Genomic DNA, 23,504 nt, shown 5'->3' with positions numbered 1-23,504 from the left:
TCCGCGCCGTGATGCGAGCCGACGCGCTACGGCGCGAGTCGCCGGACCGCTTCGAGGGCCTCGGACGTCGCGCGGACCGCGTCCACGCTCCGTGCGTCGCGTGCGCCGCCGACGACGGCGAACGGCACACCGGCGGCCTGGAGGCCCGTCACGAGTCCGTCAGGAGCGTCACCCTCGGTGTCGATCGCGCGTTCCTGCCCGGCGCAGACCACGACGGTGTCCGCCGGGATCGCACGCTCCTCGCCGTGCTCGTCGCGGATCCAGAGGGCACCGGGCTCGATGCGCAGGTACTCCTGCACGCCGCCGACCATGCGCACCCCCGCGTCACGGAGGCGACCGATGGCGACCCAGCGCGAGGTGATCCCGACGCCCTGCCCGAACTTGCCCGATCGACGGAGCACGGTGACGTCGGAGCCCGGCCGGATCGTGCGCGACGCAGCGGGCAGCCGCTGGGGGACGTCGCCGACGAGCTCCTCGGAGACGTCGAGGTCCCAGCGCGCCGCGAACTCGGTGGCGCGGACCGACTCGTCCGGCGACTCGGTCAGGAACGCTGCGGTGTCGATGCCGATGCCACCGCCGCCGATGATCGCGACGGTGCCGGCCGGCACGCCATCGCGCAGAGCCCGCTCGTACGACAGGACGTGCGGCAGGTGTGCACCGGGGACGTCGACGTCGCGCGGGACCACCCCGGCGGCGAGCACCACGGCGTCGCTGTCGGCGAGGTCCGCGGGCGTCGCCGGGCGGCCGAGGTGCACCGTGGCTCCCCGCTCGTCGAGTTCGGCGCGGGCAGCCCGCACGGTGGCGGCGTAGTCCTCCTTGCCGGGCACGAGCGCGGCGAGGCCGAACTGGCCGCCGAGCCGGTCGGCGGCCTCCCACACGGTGACGCGGTGGCCGCGTCGGGCCGCGTCGACGGCTGCGGCGAGTCCGGCCGGTCCCCCGCCGACGACGTCGACGCGCTTGGGGTCGGTGGTCGGACGCGCGGGGAACGCGACCTCGCGGGCGGCACGCGGGTTCACCAGGCAGGACACCGGCGCGCCGATGATCGAGCGGTCGAGGCAGGCCTGGTTGCAGCCGATGCACGTGTTCACCAGGGCGAACCGGCCCGCCAGCGACCGGTTCACGAGCGCGGGGTCGGCGAGGAACGGTCGGGCCAGGGCGACGGCGTCGATGGCTCCGTCGGCGAGGACGGTCTCACCGTCGCGCAGGTCGGTCATCCGGTTCGACGCGATCACCCGGACGTCGGAGTACGACGAGGCGCGCACGACTCCGGCGATGCGCGCGGCGTAGGCGAGCCAAGCACCGTGCGGCACGGCGGCCTGCACGGTCGGGGTGCGGGACTCGTGCCAGCCGATCCCGACCGAGATGCCGTCGAGCCCGAGCGGCAGCAGGTCGTGCACCAGGGCGTCGACGTCGTCCTCGGTCGACGAACCGGGCATCAGGTCGGCGCCGGAGAGCCGGATCGTCACGGCCAGGTCGGGCACCGCTGCACGGACGGCCTCGACGACCGACACCGTGAAGCGCCGTCGACGCTCCGGCGAACCGCCCCACTCGTCGTCACGCAGGTTCGTCAGCGGCGACTGGAACTGGTTGATGAGGTAGCCCTCGGACGCCATGATCTCGACGCCGTCGAACCCGATGTCGCGCGCGGACCGGGCCGCGGCGGCGAAGTCCTCGATGGTGCGCTCGATCTCGGCCGGCGTCAACTCGGTCGGCACCACGCCGCGGGCGGCCGCCCAGGGCAGGGCCGACGGTGCCACCACGCGCTGGGGCTCCCCGTGCCGGTCGACCATCCCCGCGGCGAGCGCGTAGCGGCCGGCGTGGAACAGCTGCGCGAGGATCGTGGAGCCCTCCTCGTGCACGGCGTCGACCGCGGCGCGGAACCGCTCGTCCGCTCCCCCGACACCGAACACGGCGAAGTCGGGGCCACCACGGGCCTCGTCGTTCACCGCGATGCCGCCGGTGATGATGCAGGCGGCGCCGCCGGCGGCACGTTCGCGGTAGAACGCCGCCATGCCGGCCCCACCGTCGTCGTGCACCTCGAGTCCGGTGTGCATCGACCCCATGACCACCCGGTTCGGCAGGGTCAGGGGGCCGAGTGTCCACGGCGAGGAGACGACGGCGAGCTCGGGCATGGCGACGGTGCTCATGCCCCTACTCTGCCGCGTCGACAGCCGCGTCGTCAGCAGGGAGCACCGCGTCGCGCAGCGGCGACGTCGTGTCCGCCCAGAACGGCGGTGCGATCACGGTCAGGCCGCCGTCGACCGACAGCACCTGGCCGGTGATGTAGCCGGCCTTGTCGGACAGCAGGAAGTCCACCGCGTCGGCCATGTCGTCGGCGGTGCCGGGGCGCTGCAGCGGGAGCTTCTCGAACACCGAGTCGATCGGCGCCTGGCCGGGGACCTTCGTGTAGAAGTACTCGAGCGAGTCGGTGTCGATCAGGCCACCGTTGACCGCGTTCACCGTGATCTGGCGCGGACCGAACTCGACCGCCATGTACTTCATGTACGACTCGCTCATGGCCTTCGCCGCGCCGAGCGCGGCGTAGGTCGGGAACGCGCGGAGCGATCCGTACGAGGTCACGACGACGATGCGCCCACCGCGGTCCATCAGCTCGGCGGCACGCTGCGCCCCGAGCACGAACGAGCGGGCGTTGGTGGCGTAGCTGCGGTCCAGGTGGTGCAGCTTCAGTTCCTTGACCGGCTTGAACGCGCTGGCGGCGGCGTTCGCGACGAAGTGGTCGAGGCGACCGTAGGTGTCCCGCACCAGGTCGAACAGGGCGTCGATCGACTCCGGCTGCTCGATGTCGACCTGCGCGGTGATCCCGTCGCCGCCGGCGGCCTTGACGTCGGCCAGGGATTCCTCGGCCAGGTCGGCGTTGCCCTTGTACGTGACCACGACGGTCACGCCGCGCTGGCCGAGCTTCTGCGCGAGCAGGCGGCCGATGCCGCGCGAAGCGCCCGTGATCAGTGCGATGGGTGCGTTGGTGTTGTCGGTCACTGCGGTCCTTTGCGTGCGTGGGTGGGGGACGGACTGGGCCCACATCGCCGGTTCCCGGGCGACGCGCCAGCGGCGTCCGGGCCGTGTCGATGGGGAGAGGCGCGTGGCGGGCCCGCCACGGGCCTCCCGTCCGGTGGGTGGTTGCTGTCTAGAACCCGGCCTTGCCGGTGACGACGGCGCGGCCGACGACCAGCTTCTGGATCTCGTTGGTGCCCTCTTCGAAGCGCTGCGCGCGCGCGTCGCGGTAGACGCGCTCGATCGCGTTGCGCTTCCAGTAGCCCTGGCCGCCGTGCACCTGCAGGGCCTTGTCGGTGACGCGGGCGAGCATGTCGACCGCGACCATCTTCGAGGCGCTGGACAACGTGCCCGCGTCGGGGCGGTCCTCCTCGTAGGCGCGGGCGGCCTCGAGCACCAGGGCGCGGGCGGCGGCGATGTCGGCGTAGTTCTCGGCCAGGTAGAACTGGATCGCCTGGCGGCTGGACAGCTGCTTGCCGAACGTCTCCCGCTTCTTCGCGTACTCGACGGCGAGCTCGTTCGCACGCTCGGCGAGGCCGACGGCGCTCATCGCGACGGACACGCGACTCGGCAGCAGGAAGCCGCCGAGCGCGACCTCGAGCCCCTGGCCCTCGGCACCGAGCAGCGCACTGGCCGGCACGGGCACGTCGGTGAAGCGCAGGATGGCGTGGTCGGTACCGCGGATGCCCATGGTGTCGGAGTCGTCGATCACCTCGGCACCCGGCAGCCCACTGTTCGGCATGAGGAACGCGACCGTGCCGTCCTGGCCGCTGGTGCCCTCGAGGCGGGCGGCGATGAGCCAGTAGTCGGCCTGCACGCCGAACGTGATGAGGTGCTTCTCACCGTTCATGACGTAGGTGTCGCCCTCGCGGCGGACGGTGGTGCGGATGTCCGCGCCGGTGCCGGCCGTGGCCTCGGTCAGGGTGAACGCGACGAGCTTGTCGCCCGCGACGCTCGGCTTCACGACCTGCTCGATCTGCTCCGGCGTCGCGTAGGGGGCCATCGCGCGCCAGGTGCCGTTGATGACGTGCACGAGCATCCGGATCGACGCGTGCGAACGCGAGACGATCTCCATGATCTCGAGGTAGCGCGAGAACGGGATGGCCCGTCCGCCGAGCTCGGTCGGGGCGGCGAGGCTGAGCCACCCGTTGTCCTTGAGCTCCTGGAACAGCTCCGGGGCGACCCGGCCGGTGCGCTCGATCTCGTCCGCCCACTCCTCACCGCGGCCGCGGACCCACTCGGTGACCTCGGCCTTGAGCTGCTGGAAGGCGGATTCGGTGGCGGTTTCCATGACCAGCGTCATCGTGTCTCGTTCTCCTTCGTGGTGCTCGCGGCGACGAGCGCGGCTGCCTGCTCACGCAGGACGTTCTTCTGGACCTTGCCGACGGCGTTGCGCGGCAGTTCGTCGATGGACTCGAGCCGCTCTGGCCAGTAGTACTTGCTCACGCCCGCCTTGTCGAGCGCCTGCTGCATCGCCGCGAAGTCGAGCCGCTCGGCACCGGCAGCCGGCACGACGAACGCGCACGCACGCTCACCGAGTCGGGGGTCCGGCATCGCGACGATCGCCACGTCGGTGACCAGGGGGTGCTGGTAGAGCAGGTTCTCGATCTCGACGACCGGGATCTTCTCGCCACCGCGGTTGATGACGTCCTTGATCCGGCCGGTGATCGACAGGAAGCCGTTCGCGTCGACCTTCGCCAGGTCGCCGGTCTTGTACCAGCCGTCCTCGGTGAAGACGTCGTCGGTCAGGTCCTGGCGGTCGAGGTACCCGTCGAACATCGTCGGCGAGTGCAGCTCGAAGTTGCCCTCGGTGTCGGCGGGGAGCTCGTGGCCCTCGTCGTCGACGATCCGGATCCGGATGCCCGGCAGCGCACGACCGTCGTGCCCGTACGCTGCCGCCGGGTCGTCGATCGGGCTGGACAGGGCGCCGAGGCAGGTCTCGCTCGTACCGAACGCGCCGAGGATGGCCGTGCCGAGCACCGTCGCGGCCCGCTGGGCGAGGGCCCGCGGCACGGCGGCACCGGTCGGCACGAAGATCCGCAGCGACTCGGGCTGGGCGGCACCGGCTTCGACCAGGTCGACGAGGTCGGTCAGGAACGGGGTCGCACACTGCACGAACGTCGCCTTCGCGACGCCGAACGCCTGCTCGAGCGCGACGGTGCCGTCCCACACCGGCTGGATGACCTGCGGCGCACCGAGCCGGAACGCCAGCAGCATGCCGTACAGGAACCCGGTCTGGTGCGCGAGCGGCGACGGGATGTAGATCCGGTCCGCGCTCGTCAAGCCCGACTGCGCGACGTGCATGGCCGTGGCCAGACCGAGGGTGCGGTGCGGGTGCTGCACGCCCTTCGGCTCCCCCGTCGTGCCGCTCGTGAACAGTAGCTGGCAGACGTCGTCGGGGCCCGGCGCGCGCGAGGTGATCTCGTCGACGTCCACGTGCACGGCGTCGAGGGCGTTGTCGAAGTAGCGCCAGTGCCAGTCGCTCGTGGCCACCCGGTCCAGGGCGTCGGCCGGCAGCGGCGGCTGGTTCGTCGGGGCGTCGACCTGGCCGCGCGCCTCGGACCGGAGCACGATCACGTGCTCGACCGACAGCCGGCGCTGCTGCGCCTTCGCCTCGTCGATCACGTCGAGGAGCTCGAGCGCGGGCCGGCGCTTGCGGAAGACGTTCGGCAGGAACACCACACGGGCGCGGGACCGGGCGAGCGTCATCGTCGTCTCTCGCGGACCGAACACCGGCATGATCGGCGTCGCGACCGCCCCGATCTGGATCGCGCCGAGGGTGATGGAGACGAACTCGCGCCAGTTCGGAAGCTGCATGGCGACCGACTCGCCCGTGCGGACCCCGAGCTCGAGCAGGAGCGCGGAGACCTTGTCGGCCTCGTCCTGAAGTTCCCGCCACGTAGTGTTCACGGGTGCTGCGCCGCCGACCTCGATGACCGCGAGGCCGTCGGGATCGGTCGTCGCGAGCGTGCGGACCTTCTCGCTCAGCACGAGGGGGTCCGCGTCGACACCGGCGAGCGCGAGCGGCTCCGGGGTCGTGGGCGTGACCGGGCGCTGTTCGCCGTCGGCGCGCTCACCGACGGTGCGCTCGCCATCGGCGCGATCGCCGTCGGCCCGCTCACCGTCGGCCCGCTCGCCATCGGTGCGCTCGCCATCGGTGCGCTCGCCGAGGTCGGTGCGCGCGTCGGCGATCGCGGCGGCCTCGGCCGCGTCGGCCCGGTCGTCGCGGGCGATCTGCGCGGCGAGGGCGTCGCCGACCTCCATGTCGAGGCCGACGGAGTTCATCGCCTCGAGGAACGTCGGGTACGAGATCCGGTAAGCCCGCGGGTAGGTCAGCCCCGAGGTGCCGCGCGCCTTCGAGGCGGCGACGGCGAGTGACATCAGGACCCGGTGGTCGTTGAACGACGACATCTGCGCGCCGTGGAGTCCCTCGGCCCCGACACCGGTGACGCGGAGTTCGTCGGCACCCTGCTCGGCCCGACCACCCATGCGGTTGAGCTGCAGCATCGCCGCGACGCGGTCGGACTCCTTCAACCGGATGTGGGCGACGTTCCAGAGCCGGGTGGTTCCCTCGGCGAAGGTGGCCATGGTCGACAGGACCGGCAGCAGGTCGGGGATCGGTTGGCAATCGATGTCGAGCGGTCGCAGCGGGGAACCGTCGTGCTCGATGCGCACGAACCCGGTCTCCTCGTCGATCCGCATCGGGACGCCCATCGCCGTCGCGAGGTCGAGGAACTCGCTCTCCGGGTGGTCGGTTTCAGCGGTGGTGAAGGCCGTCATGCCGCGCAGGAGCAGGTTCGACTCGCGGATGCCGGCCGCGGCGATGCCGAACGCGGCGGAGCCGATGTCCGGCGGGATGACGTAGTCGTGCGGGGTGGCCTGCTGGTTCGCCGGGATCCGGTACTCGAGCCAGTCGTCGGAGACCTCGACCGTCAGGCCGAACTCTCGCATCATCCGGACGGTCAGTTCGACGTAGGGCTGCTCGTTGAGCCGGTCGCCGGTGATGTGGATCCGGGTCTCCTGCTCGGCGAACGGCGCCACGAGGAGCAGGCCGGAGACCCACTGCGACAGGGTCCCGGCGATCGTGACGTCGCCGCCGCGGGGGCGCCTCGGCTGGACGGTCACGGGCGGGCAGTCGTTCGTCGCCTCGAGCTCGATGCCCATCTGGGTCAGCGAGGTCAGCAGTGCCTTGATGGGCCGGCGCTGGAAGTACTTCATGCCCACGAGCGTCATCGGCTTGTCGGCGAGCGACGCCAGACCCGTCATGAAGTAGAGCGTGGTGCCGGAGGACCCCATGTTCAGGATGCCGTCGGCGCCACGGGACCCGTGGTCGACGACGTCGGTGGCCTCGTACCGGCCGCCGAGCCCGGTGACGTGGTACTCGTCCCCGCGACGCCTCACGTCGACGCCGAGGGCACGGAGCGTGCCGACGGTCCACTCGACCTGGCGGGTGGCGCTGATGCCGGAGACGATGCTCGTCCCCTTCGCCAGCGACGCGAGCACCAGCGCGCGGTGCGCGTGGTACTTCGAGACGGGGACGTCGAGTTCCCCGACGAGGGGTGCGGACGTGCCGCGCACGACCAACTGCATGCGTACCTCTTCCTGCTCTGTACATATCAACGGTACGCCCGGTGTGGAACTACTGTGAATCGGATCCGCACGACCAGAAGCCGCCGTCGTTGTGCGTGTCCGACAACCTTCCGGGCAGGATGTACAGCATGGACATCCGCTTCACCGAGTCCCCTCCGTCGACCATCGGCGTCGAGTGGGAGCTCCCGCTGGTCGATCTGTCGACCGGCGACCTCGCGCCCCGTGCCCCTGCCGTCATCGCGGCCGTGCACGAACGACTCGGCGATCGCGAGCGGGTGACCGAGGAACTCCTGACCAACACCGTCGAGGTCGTCTCCAGCGTGCACTCACGGGTCCGCGACGCCACGAGCGAGCTGTCCGGCATCATCGGCGAGGTCATCGACGCCGCCGAGCCGCTCGATGCCCAGGTCATGTGTTCCGGCACGCATCCGTTCGCCGTCTGGGACCAGCAGGAGATCACCCCGGACAGCGAGCACTACACGACCCTGATCGACCGGACGCGCTGGTGGGGTCGGCAGATGCTCATCTGGGGCGTCCACGTGCACGTCGGCATCGACGACCGCGACAAGGCCCTGCCGATCCTCGGCGCGATGCTCGCGTACGTCCCCCACCTGCAGGCCTTCACCGCATCGAGCCCGTTCTGGGCCGGCATCGACACCGGGTACGCCTCGAACCGGGCCCTCATGTTCCAGCAGCTGCCGACCGGTGGCCTGCCGCCGGCGCTCGGCGCCTGGGCGAACTTCGAAGAGGTGGTGAGCGACCTCACGCACACGGGCGTCATCGACAGCGTGAAGGACCTGCGCTGGGACATCCGCCCGTCGCCGAAGTGGGGCACGCTCGAGAACCGCGTGTCCGACGGCATCTCGACCCTGCACGAGGTCGGCGCCGTCACCGCCCTGGTGCAGTGCCTGGTCACCGCGATGTCCGACCGGCTCGACGCCGGCGAGACCCTGCCGACGATGCAGCCGTGGTTCATCCGCGAGAACAAGTGGCGCGCCGCCCGCTACGGCATGGAGGCCGAGATCATCACGAACGCCGCCGGCGACGAGCGGCTCGTGACCGACGAGGTGCACGACCTGGTGCAGCGGCTCCACCCGGTGGCCGAGCGGCTCGGCTGCCAGCAGGAGCTGCACCACCTCAACACGATGATCGCGAACGGGGCCTCGTACCAGCGGCAGCTCCGGGTCGCGCAGGAGCACGGCGGTGACCTGCGCGAGGTCGTCCGCCACCTGGTCACGGAGTTCCGCGAGTCGCTGTGACCCCGGGCCGTTCCGCGTAGCTGGTCGATCCGGGCGCACCAGGTCGCTTCTTCGACCAGTTACGCCCGATTCCGCTTTCCATCGCGCCCGTTCTGGGAAGGAACGTCGCGACACCGCCCCACGCGTCCCGTCCGCGCCCACCGACCTGGTCGCTCCGGGCACACCTGGTCGATCCGGGCATACCTGGTCGCTTCTTTCGACCAGGTACGCCCGATTCGGCTTTCCATCGCGCCCGTTCTGGGAAGGAACGTCGCGACGTGCGCGCAGACGGACGGGAGGCCCGGTGCCAGCTGGCACCGGGCCTCCCGTCCGTCAGGGGGTCGCGACTAGCGACCCAGGAACTTCTGCAGGCTCGCGAGCTCTTCCTCGGTCGGCGCCTTGCCGCCCTTGGCGGCACCGCCGAGGCCGAGGCCGGAGCCCTTCGGCGCCTGCTGCGGAGCGGCAGCCGTCCCGGCGGTGATCGCCGCACGCTTGGCCGGGTTGCCGACCTTCGACTTCTTCTTGCCGCCCTGCTGCTTCTTGCCGCCGTGCATGCCCGGGATCGGACCCATTCCCGGCATCTGCGGCACGCCACCTCGGGCGACGGTCTTCATCATCTTCGCGGCCTGCTCGAACCGGTTCACGAGGGCGTTGACCTCGGTGACCGTGGAGCCGGCACCCTTGGCGATGCGGAGTCGGCGCGAGCCGTTGAGGAGCTTCGGGAGTTCGCGCTCCTTCGGCGTCATCGACTGGATGATCGCCTCGGTGCGCACGATCTCGCGTTCGTCGAAGTTGTCGAGTGCCTCGCGCATGCCCTTGGCGCCCGGGAGCATGCCGAGCATGCCCTTGATCGAGCCGGCCTTGCGGAGCTGCTGCATCTGCTGCAGGAAGTCGTTCAGCGTGAACGAGTCGGACGCGATCTTCTCGGCGACCGCGCGGGCTTCGTCCTCGTCGAAGGCCGACTGGGCCTGCTCGATGAGCGACATGATGTCGCCGAGGTCGAGGATGCGGCTCGCCATGCGGTCCGGGTGGAACGGCTCGAAGTCGTCGAGGCCCTCACCCGTGGAGGCGAACATGATCGGGCGACCGGTGACGCTGGCGACCGACAGGGCCGCACCACCGCGGGCGTCGCCGTCGAGCTTCGACAGCACGACTCCGGTGAAGTCGACGCCCTCTTGGAAGGCACGGGCGGTGACGACGGCGTCCTGACCGATCATCGCGTCGATGACGAACAGGACCTCGTCGGGGTCGACGGCCTTGCGGATGTTCGCGGCCTGCTTCATCAGCTCGGCGTCCACACCGAGGCGACCGGCGGTGTCCACGATGACGGTGTCGTACTGCTGGTCGACCGCGGCCTTGATGGCGTTCTTGGCGACCTTGACCGGGTCACCGACGCCGTTGCCGGGCTCCGGAGCGAAGACGTGCACGCCGGCCTGCTCGCCGACGACCTGCAGCTGCTGCACGGCGTTCGGACGCTGGAGGTCCGCCGCGACGAGCATCGGGGTGTGGCCCCCCTTCTTGAGCCACTTGCCGAGCTTGCCGGCGAGGGTGGTCTTGCCGGCACCCTGCAGACCCGCGAGCATGATGACCGTCGGCGGCTTCTTCGCGAACTCGAGGCGACGCTGCTGCCCGCCCAGGATGCCGACGAGTTCCTCGTTGACGATCTGGACGACCTGCTGCGCCGGGTTCAGCGCGCGGTTGACCTCGTCGGAGAGGGCGCGCTCGCGCACTGCTGCGGTGAACGCCTTGACGACCTCGAGCGCGACGTCGGCGTCGAGGAGCGCCCGCCGGATCTCGCGGACGGTGCCGTCGACGTCGGACGGAGTCAGCCGACCCTTGCTCCGCAGATTGCGGAAGGTCTCGGTCAGCCGATCGGAGAGTGAACCGAATTGCGCCATGATCCGTCGATTCTACTGGTTCACGAGCAGGTTCCCTGATCCGGTGTCCGACGCTCGGTATCGTCGAGGCATGCGCGCCGTTCCCGAGGACCTCGACCCAGCGGTGGTCGCCGAGATCGACGGGCGGCTCGCGCGTCTGCAGTCCGACCTCGGTGTGACGATCCCGTGGGCGATCGAGAGCGGCAGTCGCGCCTGGGGCTTCCCGTCGCCCGACAGCGACTACGACTGCCGGTTCCTGTACGTGCGACGGCGCGACGACTACTTGTCGCTCTGGCCCAGCCGCGACGTCATCGAGACGCCGCTGGACAAGGTGTTCGACGTCAACGGGTGGGACCTCGCGAAGACGGTCCGCCTCGCCGTGAACGGGAACGCGACGGTCGGCGAGTGGCTTCGGTCACCGATCGTGTACGCGGGTGACGAGGCCTTCCGCGACCGGCTCCTGGCGTTCGTCGCGAGCGTGGCCGACCGGGGGCGCATCGGCCGGCACTACCTGCACGTCGCCGCGCGGCAGTACGAGCGCGAGATCACACTGAAGCGGTTCTTCTACGTGCTCCGGACCGCGGCCTCGCTCCGGTGGCTGCGGGACCACCCGGAGAGCGCCATGCCGCCGATGGACCTGCCGACGCTGCTCGCCGAGTCGACGGTCGAGCGTGCGGTGACGGAGGCGACGACGGAACTCATCGCGGTGAAGGCACGCACGCGCGAGCTCGGCACCGGTACCCCGCCCGAGGTCCTCGTCCGCTTCGTCGACGCGGAACTCGACCTGGCGCGGCCGTTCGACGACCTGCCGCCCGAGAACACCTCGGTCGAGGCGCACGCCCGAGCGGATGCGTACTTCCTCGGCGAACTCGACCGCCTGCGCTGACCACGACCGGACGGCGCGGAGCGGGGCGGTTGGCGCGGTGCGGCGCAGAACGGCTCAGCGGAGCACGACCCCCTCGGTGAGCTCGACCGGGGTGTCCAGCCCGACGTCGAGGACCACCGGCGCGGTCGACGGCAGGCGGTCAGCGGTCGGGAACCAGCGCCGCTCCGGCGACACCAGGATGACGAGGCCGTCGACGTCGCCGACCGCGGCGAAGCCCTCGCCTGCTGGGTTGGCGTAGGGCTCGAGTCCGGCGCGGCGCAGTGTCTCGACGGCGCCGAGGACGTCGGGCACGGCGATGCCGACCTCGCTGACCGACAGGAGCGGGACGGCGGACGCGGACGCGGGTGCGGCGGACGCGGGCCCGGACGCGGGTGTGGCGGACGCGGGCCCGGACGCGGGTGTGGGCGCGGCGAGGTCCCGCCGCTCGATCAGCTCGAGCAGCTGCTGGTCCGGACCCTCGAAGTACACCGATCGCGAGTTCCAGTTCGGCGGGCCCTCGAACTCGTCACGGCCGTCGGCGTCGACCAGCACCGTCGCGATCTCGGCGATCCACGCGGCAGCCACGTCGAACGTGCCCGCCGGGATCGTGATCGCGAGGTGCAGCGCACCGGTCATCCCCGGCAGCTCCTGGAACAGGAGCCGCGTCGACCCCACCACGACCTCGACCACTCCGTCGGCGCGGTCGACCGGGCACCCGAGCCGTTCCCAGAACCGGGCGGTGTCGTCGAGCGAGCGGGTGGCGAGCTGTGCCTGGCGGATGTCCATGTCCGCCATCCGAAGCCCTCAACAATGGTTGAGGTCAAGCCGGTCAGTTGTTGTACTCCGTCCAGAAACCGTCGTAGGCTCGCTCGCATGCCGGAACTCGAGATCGTGCGGCCTGCCGGGCTGCTCGACTACGCCGAGGGACTCGCGCTGCAGCGGGACCTCCACGCCGACGTCGTCGCCGGCCGCTCCCCCGGGGCGCTCGTGCTGTGCGAGCACCCGTCCGTGTACACCGCTGGCCGCCGCACCGAGCCGTCCGACCTGCCGACGAACGGCGCGCCGGTGGTCGAGGTCGACCGCGGCGGACGCATCACCTGGCACGGCCCCGGGCAGCTCGTGGCCTACCCGATCGTCCGACTGGCCGTTCCGTTCGACGTCGTGGCGTGGGTGCGTGACCTCGAGCAGGTCATCATCGACGCGGCGGCGACCGTCGGGGTGGAAGCGCGGCGCATCGACGGCCGGAGCGGCGCGTGGACGTCCGGGTCGGCGCCGACGACCACGGCCGTACCGACGCCCGGGTCCGCGCCGACGACCGGCACGCCGCCCGCCAAGGTCGGCGCCATCGGCCTGCACGTCGCCGAGGGCGTGACGACCCACGGCATCGCGATCAACTGCGACAACGCACTCGACGCCTACGCCGCGATCGTGCCGTGCGGCATCGCCGACGCCGGCGTGACGACGCTGAGCGCCGCCGCCGGGCGCCCCGTCACGGTCGTCGACCTCGCCGACGTCGTGGTCGACCGCATCCGCGCCGCCGAGCACGGCATGCGGACCGGCCAGCGGATCGGCAGCGCCGCCCAGAGCACCACGACGGCCCCCATCACGACCGCCGACACCACGTCCCCCAGCACCGCGCCCGCACGACAGGAGACCCTCGTATGACCCTCGCCCCCGAAGGCCGCCGGATGCTCCGCGTCGAGGCCCGCAACGCCGAGACCCCGATCGAGACGAAGCCCGGGTGGATCAAGACCCGTGCCACCCAGGGCCCGGAGTTCCGCGAGCTGTCCGCCCTGGTCAAGGACAAGCAGCTGCACACCGTCTGCCAGGAGGCCGGCTGCCCGAACATCTTCGAGTGCTGGGAGGACCGCGAGGCCACGTTCCTGATCGGCGGCTCGCAGTGCACCCGTCGGTGCGACTTCTGCCAGATCGACACCGGCAAGCCCGAGCCGCTCGACCGCGACGAACCCCGCCGGGTCGCCGACTCGGTCGTGTCCATGGGACTCAAGTACGCCACCGTGACCGGCGTCGCCCGCGACGACCTGCCCGACGGCGGCTCCTGGCTCTACGCCGAGACCATCCGCCAGATCCACGAGCACTCCCCCGGCACCGGCGTCGAGATCCTGGTGCCGGACTTCAACGGCCGCCCGGACCAGCTCGGCCAGGTGTTCGACGCCCGCCCCGAGGTCTTCGCCCACAACGTCGAGACCGTGCCGCGGATCTTCAAGCGGATCCGACCGGCGTTCACGTTCGAGCGCTCCCTCGACGTCATCACGCAGGGCCGCGACGCCGGGCTCGTCACGAAGTCGAACCTGATCCTCGGCATGGGCGAGGAGCGCATCGAGATCGAGGACGCCCTGCGGCGCCTGTTCGACGCCGGCACGGACATCATCACGTTGACGCAGTACCTCCGCCCGTCGCCGCGGCACCTGCCGGTGGCGCGCTGGGTCAAGCCGGAGGAGTTCGTCGCGCTGCGTGAGGTCGCCGAGGAGATGGGCTTCGCCGGGGTCCTCGCCGGCCCGCTCGTCCGGTCGTCGTACCGCGCCGGACGCCTGTGGGCGCGCGCCACGGTCGCGCGCGGCGGCTCGGTTCCCGAGCACCTGTCGCACCTGCTCGACGCGGCGCCGGGTCGCCAGGCGGTCTGAAGCCGTCCACCGGTCCGCGAAAGCGACAGATCTCCGCCGACAGTTCGCGGCAGTCTGTCGCTTTGGCGGCACTGGTCGCGACCACGGACAGACGGGAGGCACGGTGCCAGCTGGCACCGTGCCTCCCGTTCGTCCATCCGCCCGTTCAGGGCGACGCGAGCGCTATGCGCGACCGCGGATGCTCCTGAGGAGCCAGCCGATGACGGCCAGGATGATGAGGACGATCCCGACCCACAGCAGGAACTTCAGCGCACCGACGAAGATGCCGCTGAAGAGCAGGACGAGGCCGACGATGATCGCGATGATCAGGAGTGCTGGCATTGAAAGGGCTCCTTCCGGTGTACCTGGACGATCCCTGTACTGCGGAGACAGTACCCGGAATCAGCCGACGAGGTTCTGCACGAACACGTGCGGGGTGAAACCGGTCAGGTCGTTGATGCCCTCGCCCTGCCCGATCAGCTTGATCGGGATGCCCGTCTTCTCCTGCACGCTGAGCACGAACCCGGCCTTCGCGGAGCCGTCGAGCTTGGTGATGACGAGACCGGTGACCCCGGCGCCCTCGATGAACGCCTGCGCCTGGGCCAGGCCGTTCTGCCCGGTGGTCGCGTCGAGGACGAGGAGCACCTCGCTGATCTCGGTCTGCTTCTCGACGACGCGCTTGATCTTCGTCAGCTCGTCCATCAGGCCTGCCTTGGTGTGCAGGCGGCCGGCGGTGTCGATGACGACGATCTCGGTGTTGTCGCGGATCGCCTTCTCGACGGTCTGGTACGCCACCGAGGCCGGGTCCTGCCCGGGCTGCGAGGGGCGGACGACGTCGACGCCGGCGCGCTCGGCCCAGGTCGCGACCTGCTCGACCGCGGCAGCACGGAAGGTGTCGGCCGCTCCGACGAGGACCGTGCGGTCGTAGGTCTTCAGGAACTTCGCGAACTTGCCGATCGTCGTGGTCTTACCGACGCCGTTCACCCCGACGACGAGCACGACGGCGGGCCGCGCGCTGAGCTTGAGCGTGGTGTCGAGCTTCGACAGCCGTTCCTCGAGCACCTCGCGCAGCATGCGCTGCAGGTCGGCCGGGTCGGTCGTGCCGTAACGGTCGACGCGCGCGTGCAGGTCCTCGATGATCGCCTCGGAGATGTCCGGACCGAAGTCGGCGCCGATCAGCGCGGTCTCGAGGTCCTCCCACGTGGTCTCGTCGATCGTCTTGCGCTGGAAGAGGCCGCGCAGCCGTGAGGACAGTGACCAGGAACTCGCCATGCTCCCAGCTTAGAGCGCGGCGCATGTCCGCTGTGCCCGGTATGCTCGGTCTCACGAAGGGGAGTATTCCCTCTCGGTGACCCCGTCAGTACGGCCCGGAACGATCCGGACCCGGGGCGCCGGTCGTGCAGCACCGGTTCCGGTGCGACACGGCGGAAGAGACCTTCAGGCCTCGGCGTACCCGCACATCAGCGGCGCGCCCTACCTGAAGGAAACCGTGGACGTCCCACTCTTCGTCTGGCTCCTCACCATCGCAGGCATCCTCGCCCTGCTGGTGTTCGACTTCTACTCGCACGTGCGCACCCCGCACGTGCCACACATCCGCGAATCCGCGTTCTGGTCCGTGTTCTACATCGGACTCGCGATCCTGTTCGGCTTCGGCATCCTGGTCTTCGGCGGCGGACAAGCCGGCGGTGAGTACTTCGCCGGGTGGCTCACCGAGAAGGCGTTGTCGGTCGACAACCTGTTCGTCTTCCTCATCATCATGACGAGCTTCGCCGTACCGAAGGAGTTCCAGCAGAAGGTCCTGCTGGTCGGCGTCGCGATCGCGCTCGTCGCCCGAGGCATCTTCATCGCCCTCGGCGTCACGATCATCGAGAACTTCTCGTGGGTGTTCTACCTGTTCGGTGCGCTGCTGTTCTGGCTCGCGTGGTCGCAGGCCCGCAGCGGCAACGACCACGGCGGCGACGAGGGCGACTCCCGCCTGATCCGCATCCTGAAGCGCATCATCCCGACGTCGGACCACTACGACGGCGACCGCCTGACCACCAAGGTCGACGGCAAGCGCCTGTTCACCCCGATGCTGCTCGTCATGGTCGCGATCGGTCTGACCGACGTGCTGTTCGCGCTCGACTCGATCCCCGCGATCTTCGGGCTCACCCAGGACGCCTTCATCGTGTTCACCGCGAACGCGTTCTCGCTGCTCGGGCTGCGGCAGCTGTACTTCCTGATCGCCGGACTGCTCGAGCGCCTGATCTACCTCGGCCAGGGCCTCGCGGTCATCCTCGGCTTCATCGGTGTGAAGCTCGTCTTCCACGCCATGCACGTCAACGAGCTGCCGTTCATCAACGGTGGCGAGCACATCGAGTGGGCGCCGGAGATCCCGATCTGGTTCTCGCTGGGCTTCATCCTGCTGACCATCGCGGTCGCGACGACCGCCTCGCTGGTCGTCTCGAAGAAGCGCCAGGAGCGCGGGCTCACCCCGACGGGCGAGCCGAAGGAGTCGGTCGCGGCCGACGCGGAGTAAGCGTCACGCCCTGGACGGGCGGCAACACGGACGGGAGGCACGGTGCGAGCTGGCACCGTGCCTCCCGTCTGTCCGTGGTCGCGGCCAGAGCCGCGAAAGCGACAGCTCTCGTCGCGGGCCCACGATCCTCTCCGCGAAAGCGACAGATTGCCGCGAACTGTTGGCGGAGATCTGTCGCTTTCGCGGCGTGCGACTGCGACCAGCCGGCCGGCTACGCGACCGCGTCGGCGGGCTCGCGCTTCTGCACCCGCTGCCCGACGACGGCGGACACGCCGTCCTGCCGCATCGACACCCCGTACAGGGCGTCGGCGATCTCCATCGTGCGCTTCTGGTGCGTGATGACGATGAGCTGCGAGGACTCGCGGAGCCGCTCGAACACCGTCAGCAGGCGACCGAGGTTGGCGTCGTCGAGGGCGGCCTCGACCTCGTCCATGATGTAGAACGGCGACGGCCTGGCGGTGAAGATCGCGACGAGCAGCGCCACTGCGGCCAGGGACCGCTCGCCACCGGACAGCAGCGTCAGGCGATCGATCTTCTTGCCGGCGGGCTTCACCTGCACGTCGATCCCGGTGCCGAGCAGGTCGGTGGGGTCGGTGAGGTTGATCGAGCCGGAGCCGCCCGGGAACAGGATCGGGAAGATGACGTCGAAGGCGTCCTTCGTGTCGTTGAACGCGGACTCGAAGATCGTCTGCATCTTCGTGTCGAGCTCGTCGATGATCGTCATCAGGTCGGTGCGGGTCTTCTGCAGGTCCTCGAGCTGCTCGGCGAGGAACGCGTGCCGCTGCTCGAGCGCCTGGAACTCCTCGAGCGCGAGCGGGTTCACCTTGCCGAGCCGGCCGAGGTCGCGTTCGGCGGCCTGCAGGCGGCGTTCCTGCTCGGCGCGGACGTACGGCACGGTCTCAACGTCGTCGGGGTCGACCTCGTCGGTGACGTCGAACTCGGGCAGGGCGGGGCCGCCGGGCAGGGTCGATTCGGCGTCCACGAGCGCCACCGTGTCGTCGCCGGGGCTGGTGTCGAGATCCGCCGTGCCGTCGTCGGGGGCGATGTCGGTGTCGGCATCGCCGACCGGCGCCGTGTCGCCGTCGACCGGCACCGTGTCGCTGTCGACCGGCACCGTGCCAGCATCCGCCGGCTCGTCGAGGCCCGCCGCGGCAGCCGCGGCGCGCTCGGCGTCGCGGTGCTTCCGAGCCAGCACCCGCGGGTCCACCAGCACGTCGACCGGCACCGGCACGGTCGGCCCGTACTCGGTGACGAGCACGGCCTCGGTCAGCCCGAGGTCGCTCAGCGCCCGGTCGAGCACGCCCGACACGTGCAGCTTCTTCTCGTAGATCTCCATCTCGAGCGAGTGGACGCCGTCGGTGATGGTCTGCAGCCGGTCGCGGAGCTCGCGCTCCTCGTTCCGGATCGCCTGCAGTTCGGTGTTGCGCTTCGACCGTTCGGACTCCTCGGTCGCGAGCTGCACGCGTGCCTCGGCCAGCGACCGGTCGACGGCGCCCAGCACGCCCGGCAGGTCGGCGAGGACGGCTTCGGCGGTCTCGATCTGCCCGCGGCGGATCACCGCACGACGCGCTGCTTCCTCCGCCGCCGCGCGCTCGGCCTCGAGCTGGCGTTCGAGCTGGTCGGCGCGGTGCCGTTCGGCGCGGACGCGCTCGCGCACGGTCTGCACCTGGATGCGCTGCTCGACCTCGGCGGCGCGTGCGGCCTCGAGTGCGTCCTGCAGGCCCGGACGCTCGGAGGCGTCGACGACGGGTCGCTCCTGCTCGGTGAACGCGCGGTGTGCCGTCTCGGCCTCTGCCAGGGCGGCGTCGACGACCTCGACGGCGCCGTCGGTCTCGGCGAGGGCGGCACGCAGGCGCTCCACCTCGGCCGCCGCGTTCTCGGCCTTCGCCCGCGTCGAGGCGCTGGCCCGGTCGTACTCGGCCGTCGCCTTCGCGTGCGCGCGGGATGCCGCGTCGGCCTCGTCCGCACGGCGGCGTGCGTCCTCGACGGCGGTGCGTGCTGCCTGGAGGCCCGTGGCTGCGTCCTCGGCGTCCGCACTGATGGCGTCGCGTCGCGTCACGGCGTCGTCGCGCTCCGCGACGAGCTCGATCCGCGAGGTCACGCGTTCCCCGCCGCCGGTGACGCGGACGGCGCGCACGAGGTCACCGGACCGGGTGACGACCGTCGCGTGCGGGGCGGCGGCGAGCACGGCCTCCAGGTCGAGCGTGTCCGCGTTCGCGCCTTGGTCGTCGGCAGTCTCTGCGATCAGGGTGTTCCGCAGGATCGCGGCGATCGCCGGCGGGCCCTGCACGAGATCGAGGGCACGGCGGACGCCGGCCGGCAGCGTGTCCGGCAGGTCCGTGGGGGCGACCTCGGCGTCCGCGACGACGACGTCGATGCGACCGATGTCCGCGGAGCGGGCGTGGTCGACGGCGTCGAGCGCGACCGCGCGGTCATCAGCGAGGACGGCATCCGCGAGCCCGTCGAGCGCGACGGCGACGGCGCCCTCGAACCCGGGCGTCACCGTGAGCGCGTCGGCCAGGCGGCCGACGATGCCCGCACGTCCGGCGTCGATGAGCGCCTGCGAACCGTCGCGGACGTCGATCGACATGCCGAGCGCCGCGACCCGCGCGTCGAGGGCGTCCCGCTCGCGCTCGAGGGCGTGCAGCCGGTCGCGCTGCTCGTCGCGGGTGGCCTGGGCGGTCTCCAGCTGCGCACGAGCCGCCTGGAGCGTGGCGGCGAGGGCCTCGTCGTCGACGCCCTCGGACGGGTCGGCACCGAGCTCGGCGAGGGCCGCGGTCGCACGCTCGGCGCGTTCGCCCGCCTCGGCGAGGGCCCGCCCGCGGCGTTCACGGTCCGCCACCGTGGACCCGCGCTTCGACCGGGCCACGTCGACGGCGTTCGCCAGCCGCTGCGCCTCGAGGTCGTGCTGCGAGACGCGGGCGGCCTGCGCGGCGATGCGTTCGTCGAGGGCGTCGAGGGCGTCACGGGCGGCCTGCACCGCACGGGCGGTCTCGGCGGAGCCGCCCTGCATCTCGTCGGCGCGGGCGGCGAGCCGATCGGCCTCGGCACGGACACCGGCCACCCGCTCCGGGGTGATCGAGGGGCCCTGCTGCGGGGCGTCGGCCTGCTGCGCCAGGAACATCAGCCGCTGGTTCGCCAGGCTGGACAGCCCGCGCAGGCGCTCCTGCACGCTCTCCAGGCGGTGCACCACGGTCCGGGCGCGATCGACGTCGTCGCCGACCATGCTCTGCTCGACGTGCTGCTGGCGGACCCGGGTCTGGTCGAGTCGCTCGGTCAGGACGATTCGCTCGGACTTGCGGCCTGCCTCGACCTCTTGGTGGTCGTGCAGTTCGCGGCGCAGCCGGACGACGTCGTCGGCGAGGATGCGGGCCTTGGCGTCCCGCGCGACGGCGGCGACGGACTGGGCCTTGCGGGCGACCTCGGCCTGGCGGCCGAGCGGCTTCAGCTGGCGTCGGATCTCGCCCGCGAGGTCGGACAGGCGGGTCAGGTTCGTCTGCATCGCGTCGAGCTTCCGGAGGGTCTTCTCCTTGCGGCGACGGTGCTTCAGGATGCCGGCGGCTTCCTCGATGAAGCCGCGGCGGTCCTCCGGGGTGGCGTGCAGGACCTTGTCGAGCTGCCCCTGCCCGACGATGACGTGCATCTCGCGCCCGAGGCCGGTGTCGCTCAGGAGCTCCTGCACGTCGAGCAGCCGACAGTTCTCGCCGTTGATGGCGTACTCGCTGCCGCCGTTGCGGAACAGCGTGCGCGCGATCGTCACCTCGGAGTAGTCGATCGGCAGCAGCCCGTCGGTGTTGTCGATCGTCAGCAGCACCTGGGCACGGCCGAGCGGCCCGCGGGTCGAGGTGCCCGCGAAGATGACGTCCTCCATCTTGCCGCCGCGCAGGGTCTTCGCCCCCTGCTCCCCCATCACCCAGGCCAGGGCGTCGACGACGTTGGACTTGCCCGAGCCGTTCGGGCCGACGATGCACGTGACGCCCGGCTCGAACGCGAACGTCGTCGGCTGCGCGAAGGACTTGAACCCCTTGATGGTCAGGCTCTTCAAGTACATGCGGTCTCCGGGTGTGCTCACGCGTGCTGCGGCGGGGCCGCTGCTGGGCTGTGCTGCTGGGCGTCAGGCTAACGCGTGTGGGCGCGGGGACGCGGTTGGCACACGGGGCAGATGTGGCTCGACCGGTTCATGAAGGCCTCGCGCACGATCGTCGTGCCGCAGCGGGGGCAGGGCTTCCCCTGCTGTCCGTACACGTTCAGCCGCTGCGAGAAGTACCCGGACTGCCCGTTGACGTTGACGTACTGGGCGTCGAAGCTCGTCCCGCCGTCCTCGAGCGCACGCCGGAGGACACTGCGCACCTCGTGCAGCAGGCGTGCGAGGTCAGCACGGGTCAGCCGCTCGGCCGGTCGATCGTAGTGCAGCTTCGCAGCCCAGAGGGACTCGTCGGCGTAGATGTTCCCGATGCCGCTCACGACGCCCTGGTCGAGCAGGATCCGCTTGATGCCGCTCGAACGCTTCCGGGCGATGGCGGTGAAGCGGTCGTCGTCGAACGCGGGGTCGAGCGGGTCGCGGGCGATGTGCGACACCTGCTGCGGCACGCTCCGGCGCCACACGGCGTCTGGGTCCGATGCGTCGACGTGCCCGGCGAACCCCGCGGGGGCGCCGTCCACCGTCGGCACCATCGCGTCGATCGCCATCGAGCCGAAGGTGCGCTGGTCGACGAACTCGAGCTCGACCGCGGGTTCGGCGGTGCCGTCGCGGTCGGTGCCGGCGGGTTGCACGCCGATGAGGATGCGGCGGTGCTTCGCCGCCGGTCGACCGCGGCCGAGCAGGATCTGGCCGCTCATGCCGAGGTGGGCGACGAGCGCTTCGGGCCGGTCGCCCTCGTGCTCGGGCTGCAACGGCATCCAGAGGAACTTGCCCCGACGGACCGCTGCGGCGATCGTGCGACCGGTCAGGCGGTCGGCGAAGTCCTCGGCCGGGCCGTCGTGCCGGGTGAGCGCCCGCTCGTCCACGACGTCGACGTGCAGCACCCGAGCGCCGCTGACCGCGGGTTCGAGGCCGGCGCGGACGACCTCGACCTCGGGGAGTTCGGGCACGCGGTCAGGCCGCTCGGCCGGACAGCCGGGTCCAGGCGTCGAGCGCCGCGGACATCTCGGCGGCCTTCTTGCTCGAGCCGGTGCCGACGGCGATGTCCTCGCCCTGCAGGACGACGGTCGCGCTGAAGGTCTTGTCGTGGTCCGGGCCGGTCTCGGTGACGCGGTAGGCCGGGTTGCCGAGCGACAGGCTCGCCGCGAGCTCCTGCAGGCTCGTCTTCGGGTCCATCGCAGCGCCGAAGCGGTCGGGGTCGATCATCAGCGGCTCGACCAGGCGGAGCACCAGGTCGGTCGCCGGGTCGGGGCCCGCGGACAGGTAGGTGGCACCGATGACGGCTTCGACGGTGTCGGCGAGGATCGACGACTTGTCGCGGCCGCCGGTCTGTTCCTCGCCCTTGCCGAGGCGCAGGTACTGGCCGAGCCCGATCATCCGGGCGATCTCGGCCAGCGCGACCGTCGACACCAGGCTGGCGCGACGCTTCGCGAGGTCACCCTCGTCGAGGTCGGGGAAGGACCGGTAGAGCTTCACGGTCACGGCCTGGCCGAGGATCGAGTCGCCGAGGAACTCGAGGCGCTCGTTGTGCTTGATGCCCCCGTGCTCGTAGGCGTAGGAGCGGTGTGTCAGGGCGAGCTGGAGCAGCTCGAGGTCGATGTCGACCCCGAGCTGGCCCTGCAGACGAACGACGTCCGGCCCAACGGGGCGGGACCCCGTGGCGCCGGACGTCGTCGTCATGCGTTCGGTCCGATCAGACGTCAGCGACCTTGCGGCCCTTGTACTCCATGTACAGGGGGGTGCCGGCCGAGTCCTCGACGACCTTCGCGCGGTGCGGGAGGCTGTAGGTGACCTGACCGTTCTCGATCGTCTTGACGAGCTGGATCGGCGTGGCCTTCCACTGCGAACGACGGGCGTGCGTGTTCGCACGGGACTGCTTGCGCTTGGGAACGGCCATGGTGAATCTCTTTCGGTTGGTCGGTGGTCGGTACGGGGGCTGGCGGTGTCGGGGCCTACTCGGCCTCGGCCCGCTCCTCGCCCTCGGTGGTCTTCGTGTCGGTGGTGTCGCCGTGGGCGGCACGCTCGGCTGCTTCGAGCTGGATGCCGGTCAGGGCTGCCCAGCGCGGGTCCAGGGTCTCGTGAACGGGCTGCTCATCGAGGTCGGCCAGTCGCTCGCCCGTCACCGGGTCGAGGCCTGGGCAGTCCGGTCGGCAGACCGGCTGGAACGGCAGCGCCAGCACCACCGCATCTCGAACGACCTGTTCGCAGTCCACGTGGTCATCGCGAACGAAGAAGTCGAAATCCTCCGAGGCATCATACGCGAACAGCTCGGCGAAATCGACCTCGACGGGTTCGCTGATGTCGATGAGGCAGCGCGAGCACTCCCCCGTCGCGTCGGCCGAGGCGTGACCGGACACGAGGACACCCTCGTGCAGGCCCTCGAGCCGCAGGTCGATGCGCAGCGGAGCACCTTCGCGCACCGCGATCACACCGGCTCCCAGCGCGTCCGGCACCACGATGTCGAGCGAGTGCTCGCGCATCTCGCCCGGACGGTGCGCCAGGTCGCGCACGCGCAGGGCGTAGGGGCTGTTCACGTGGGAAGACACGATCGTCAACCCTAGCGTGAACGCAGCCGAGAGTCGAGGCAGGCGGGGGTGTGTCCGCGCGTCGGCCGGCCGTGCCTCCGGCTCGGCGCGCGG

General features: G+C 70.9%; 18 protein-coding genes. 5 read left to right on the top strand and 13 right to left on the bottom strand.

The features are described 5' to 3' along the window. Positions 1 to 26: 26 nt before the first annotated feature. The 4 genes from EDF33_RS12475 to aroA all read right to left on the bottom strand — a co-directional run bounded on the left by EDF33_RS12475 (position 27) and on the right by aroA (position 7,602). A complete protein-coding gene (locus EDF33_RS12475; RefSeq protein WP_207906690.1) occupies positions 27 to 2,147 on the bottom strand; it encodes an FAD-dependent oxidoreductase in 2,121 nt (706 codons plus the stop codon). Positions 2,148 to 2,151: 4 nt separating this feature from the next. Further along, positions 2,152 to 2,997 carry an SDR family oxidoreductase gene (locus tag EDF33_RS12470; protein ID WP_131879825.1) on the bottom strand — a complete coding sequence of 282 codons (846 nt, stop codon included), beginning with the start codon at positions 2,995 to 2,997 and terminating at the stop codon, positions 2,152 to 2,154. A 148-nt stretch (positions 2,998 to 3,145) separates the two neighbouring features. Beyond that, positions 3,146 to 4,315, bottom strand: coding sequence for an acyl-CoA dehydrogenase family protein (locus tag EDF33_RS12465; RefSeq protein WP_132100204.1), 1,170 nt, complete (start codon positions 4,313 to 4,315; stop codon positions 3,146 to 3,148). Then, positions 4,312 to 7,602, bottom strand: coding sequence for a 3-phosphoshikimate 1-carboxyvinyltransferase (gene aroA, locus EDF33_RS12460; RefSeq protein WP_132100203.1), 3,291 nt, complete (start codon positions 7,600 to 7,602; stop codon positions 4,312 to 4,314). The genes EDF33_RS12465 and aroA overlap by 4 nt, the downstream gene beginning before the upstream one ends. Before the next feature lie 119 nt (positions 7,603 to 7,721). Between aroA and EDF33_RS12455 the strand changes: the two genes are divergently transcribed. Continuing rightward, entirely contained in the window at positions 7,722 to 8,861 is a 1,140-nt protein-coding gene (locus tag EDF33_RS12455; protein WP_207906689.1) for a glutamate--cysteine ligase, read from the top strand. Between the two features lie 326 nt (positions 8,862 to 9,187). On the opposite strand, the gene ffh is transcribed toward EDF33_RS12455, so the two are convergent. Beyond that, entirely contained in the window at positions 9,188 to 10,738 is a 1,551-nt protein-coding gene (ffh, locus tag EDF33_RS12450; RefSeq protein WP_132100201.1) for a signal recognition particle protein, read from the bottom strand. 70 nt (positions 10,739 to 10,808) lie between these two features. Between ffh and EDF33_RS12445 the strand changes: the two genes are divergently transcribed. Continuing rightward, the gene (locus EDF33_RS12445) at positions 10,809 to 11,603 is read left to right on the top strand and encodes a nucleotidyltransferase domain-containing protein (protein ID WP_131919887.1); all 795 of its coding nucleotides are present in this window, start codon (positions 10,809 to 10,811) and stop codon (positions 11,601 to 11,603) included. A 54-nt stretch (positions 11,604 to 11,657) separates the two neighbouring features. On the opposite strand, the gene EDF33_RS12440 is transcribed toward EDF33_RS12445, so the two are convergent. After that, positions 11,658 to 12,368, bottom strand: a complete 711-nt coding sequence (locus EDF33_RS12440) for a hypothetical protein (RefSeq protein ID WP_132100200.1) — start codon at positions 12,366 to 12,368, stop codon at positions 11,658 to 11,660. An 87-nt stretch (positions 12,369 to 12,455) separates the two neighbouring features. On the opposite strand from EDF33_RS12440, the gene lipB reads away from it, so the two are divergent. Together lipB and lipA are read left to right on the top strand one after the other, a co-directional pair. Further along, positions 12,456 to 13,247, top strand: a complete 792-nt coding sequence (gene lipB / locus EDF33_RS12435; RefSeq protein WP_132100199.1) for a lipoyl(octanoyl) transferase LipB — start codon at positions 12,456 to 12,458, stop codon at positions 13,245 to 13,247. Further along, on the top strand, positions 13,244 to 14,227 hold the full coding sequence (gene lipA / locus EDF33_RS12430) for a lipoyl synthase (protein WP_132100198.1): 984 nt from the start codon (positions 13,244 to 13,246) through the stop codon (positions 14,225 to 14,227). The genes lipB and lipA overlap by 4 nt, the downstream gene beginning before the upstream one ends. A 162-nt stretch (positions 14,228 to 14,389) precedes the next feature. Here the strand turns inward: lipA and EDF33_RS20200 are convergent, their stop codons facing one another. Beyond that, a complete protein-coding gene (locus EDF33_RS20200; RefSeq protein ID WP_139199230.1) occupies positions 14,390 to 14,548 on the bottom strand; it encodes a DUF4175 domain-containing protein in 159 nt (52 codons plus the stop codon). Between the two features lie 60 nt (positions 14,549 to 14,608). Then, positions 14,609 to 15,478 (bottom strand): signal recognition particle-docking protein FtsY, encoded by an 870-nt coding sequence (gene ftsY / locus EDF33_RS12425; RefSeq protein WP_111086057.1) that lies wholly within the window; start codon positions 15,476 to 15,478, stop codon positions 14,609 to 14,611. Positions 15,479 to 15,695: 217 nt separating this feature from the next. Between ftsY and EDF33_RS12420 the strand changes: the two genes are divergently transcribed. Then, positions 15,696 to 16,724, top strand: a complete 1,029-nt coding sequence (locus EDF33_RS12420; RefSeq protein ID WP_111086101.1) for a TerC family protein — start codon at positions 15,696 to 15,698, stop codon at positions 16,722 to 16,724. 211 nt (positions 16,725 to 16,935) lie between these two features. On the opposite strand, the gene EDF33_RS12415 is transcribed toward EDF33_RS12420, so the two are convergent. From EDF33_RS12415 to EDF33_RS12395, 5 genes are all read right to left on the bottom strand, one after another. Beyond that, positions 16,936 to 20,775 (bottom strand): AAA family ATPase, encoded by a 3,840-nt coding sequence (locus EDF33_RS12415; protein ID WP_132100197.1) that lies wholly within the window; start codon positions 20,773 to 20,775, stop codon positions 16,936 to 16,938. A 68-nt stretch (positions 20,776 to 20,843) separates the two neighbouring features. After that, positions 20,844 to 21,815, bottom strand: coding sequence for a bifunctional DNA-formamidopyrimidine glycosylase/DNA-(apurinic or apyrimidinic site) lyase (mutM, locus tag EDF33_RS12410; RefSeq protein WP_132100196.1), 972 nt, complete (start codon positions 21,813 to 21,815; stop codon positions 20,844 to 20,846). A gap of 4 nt (positions 21,816 to 21,819) precedes the next feature. After that, on the bottom strand, positions 21,820 to 22,545 hold the full coding sequence (gene rnc, locus EDF33_RS12405) for a ribonuclease III (protein WP_228506018.1): 726 nt from the start codon (positions 22,543 to 22,545) through the stop codon (positions 21,820 to 21,822). A gap of 13 nt (positions 22,546 to 22,558) precedes the next feature. Beyond that, positions 22,559 to 22,762, bottom strand: a complete 204-nt coding sequence (rpmF, locus tag EDF33_RS12400) for a 50S ribosomal protein L32 (RefSeq protein ID WP_017888273.1) — start codon at positions 22,760 to 22,762, stop codon at positions 22,559 to 22,561. Between the two features lie 55 nt (positions 22,763 to 22,817). Further along, a complete protein-coding gene (locus tag EDF33_RS12395) occupies positions 22,818 to 23,411 on the bottom strand; it encodes a DUF177 domain-containing protein (protein WP_307860992.1) in 594 nt (197 codons plus the stop codon). Between the last annotated feature and the right edge of the window lie 93 nt (positions 23,412 to 23,504).

This window comes from Curtobacterium sp. PhB146 (genome assembly GCF_004342995.1).
Taxonomy (GTDB): domain Bacteria; phylum Actinomycetota; class Actinomycetes; order Actinomycetales; family Microbacteriaceae; genus Curtobacterium.
The sequence above is the reverse complement of the archived record's forward strand: the minus strand, read 5'-3'. Positions and strand labels throughout refer to the sequence as shown.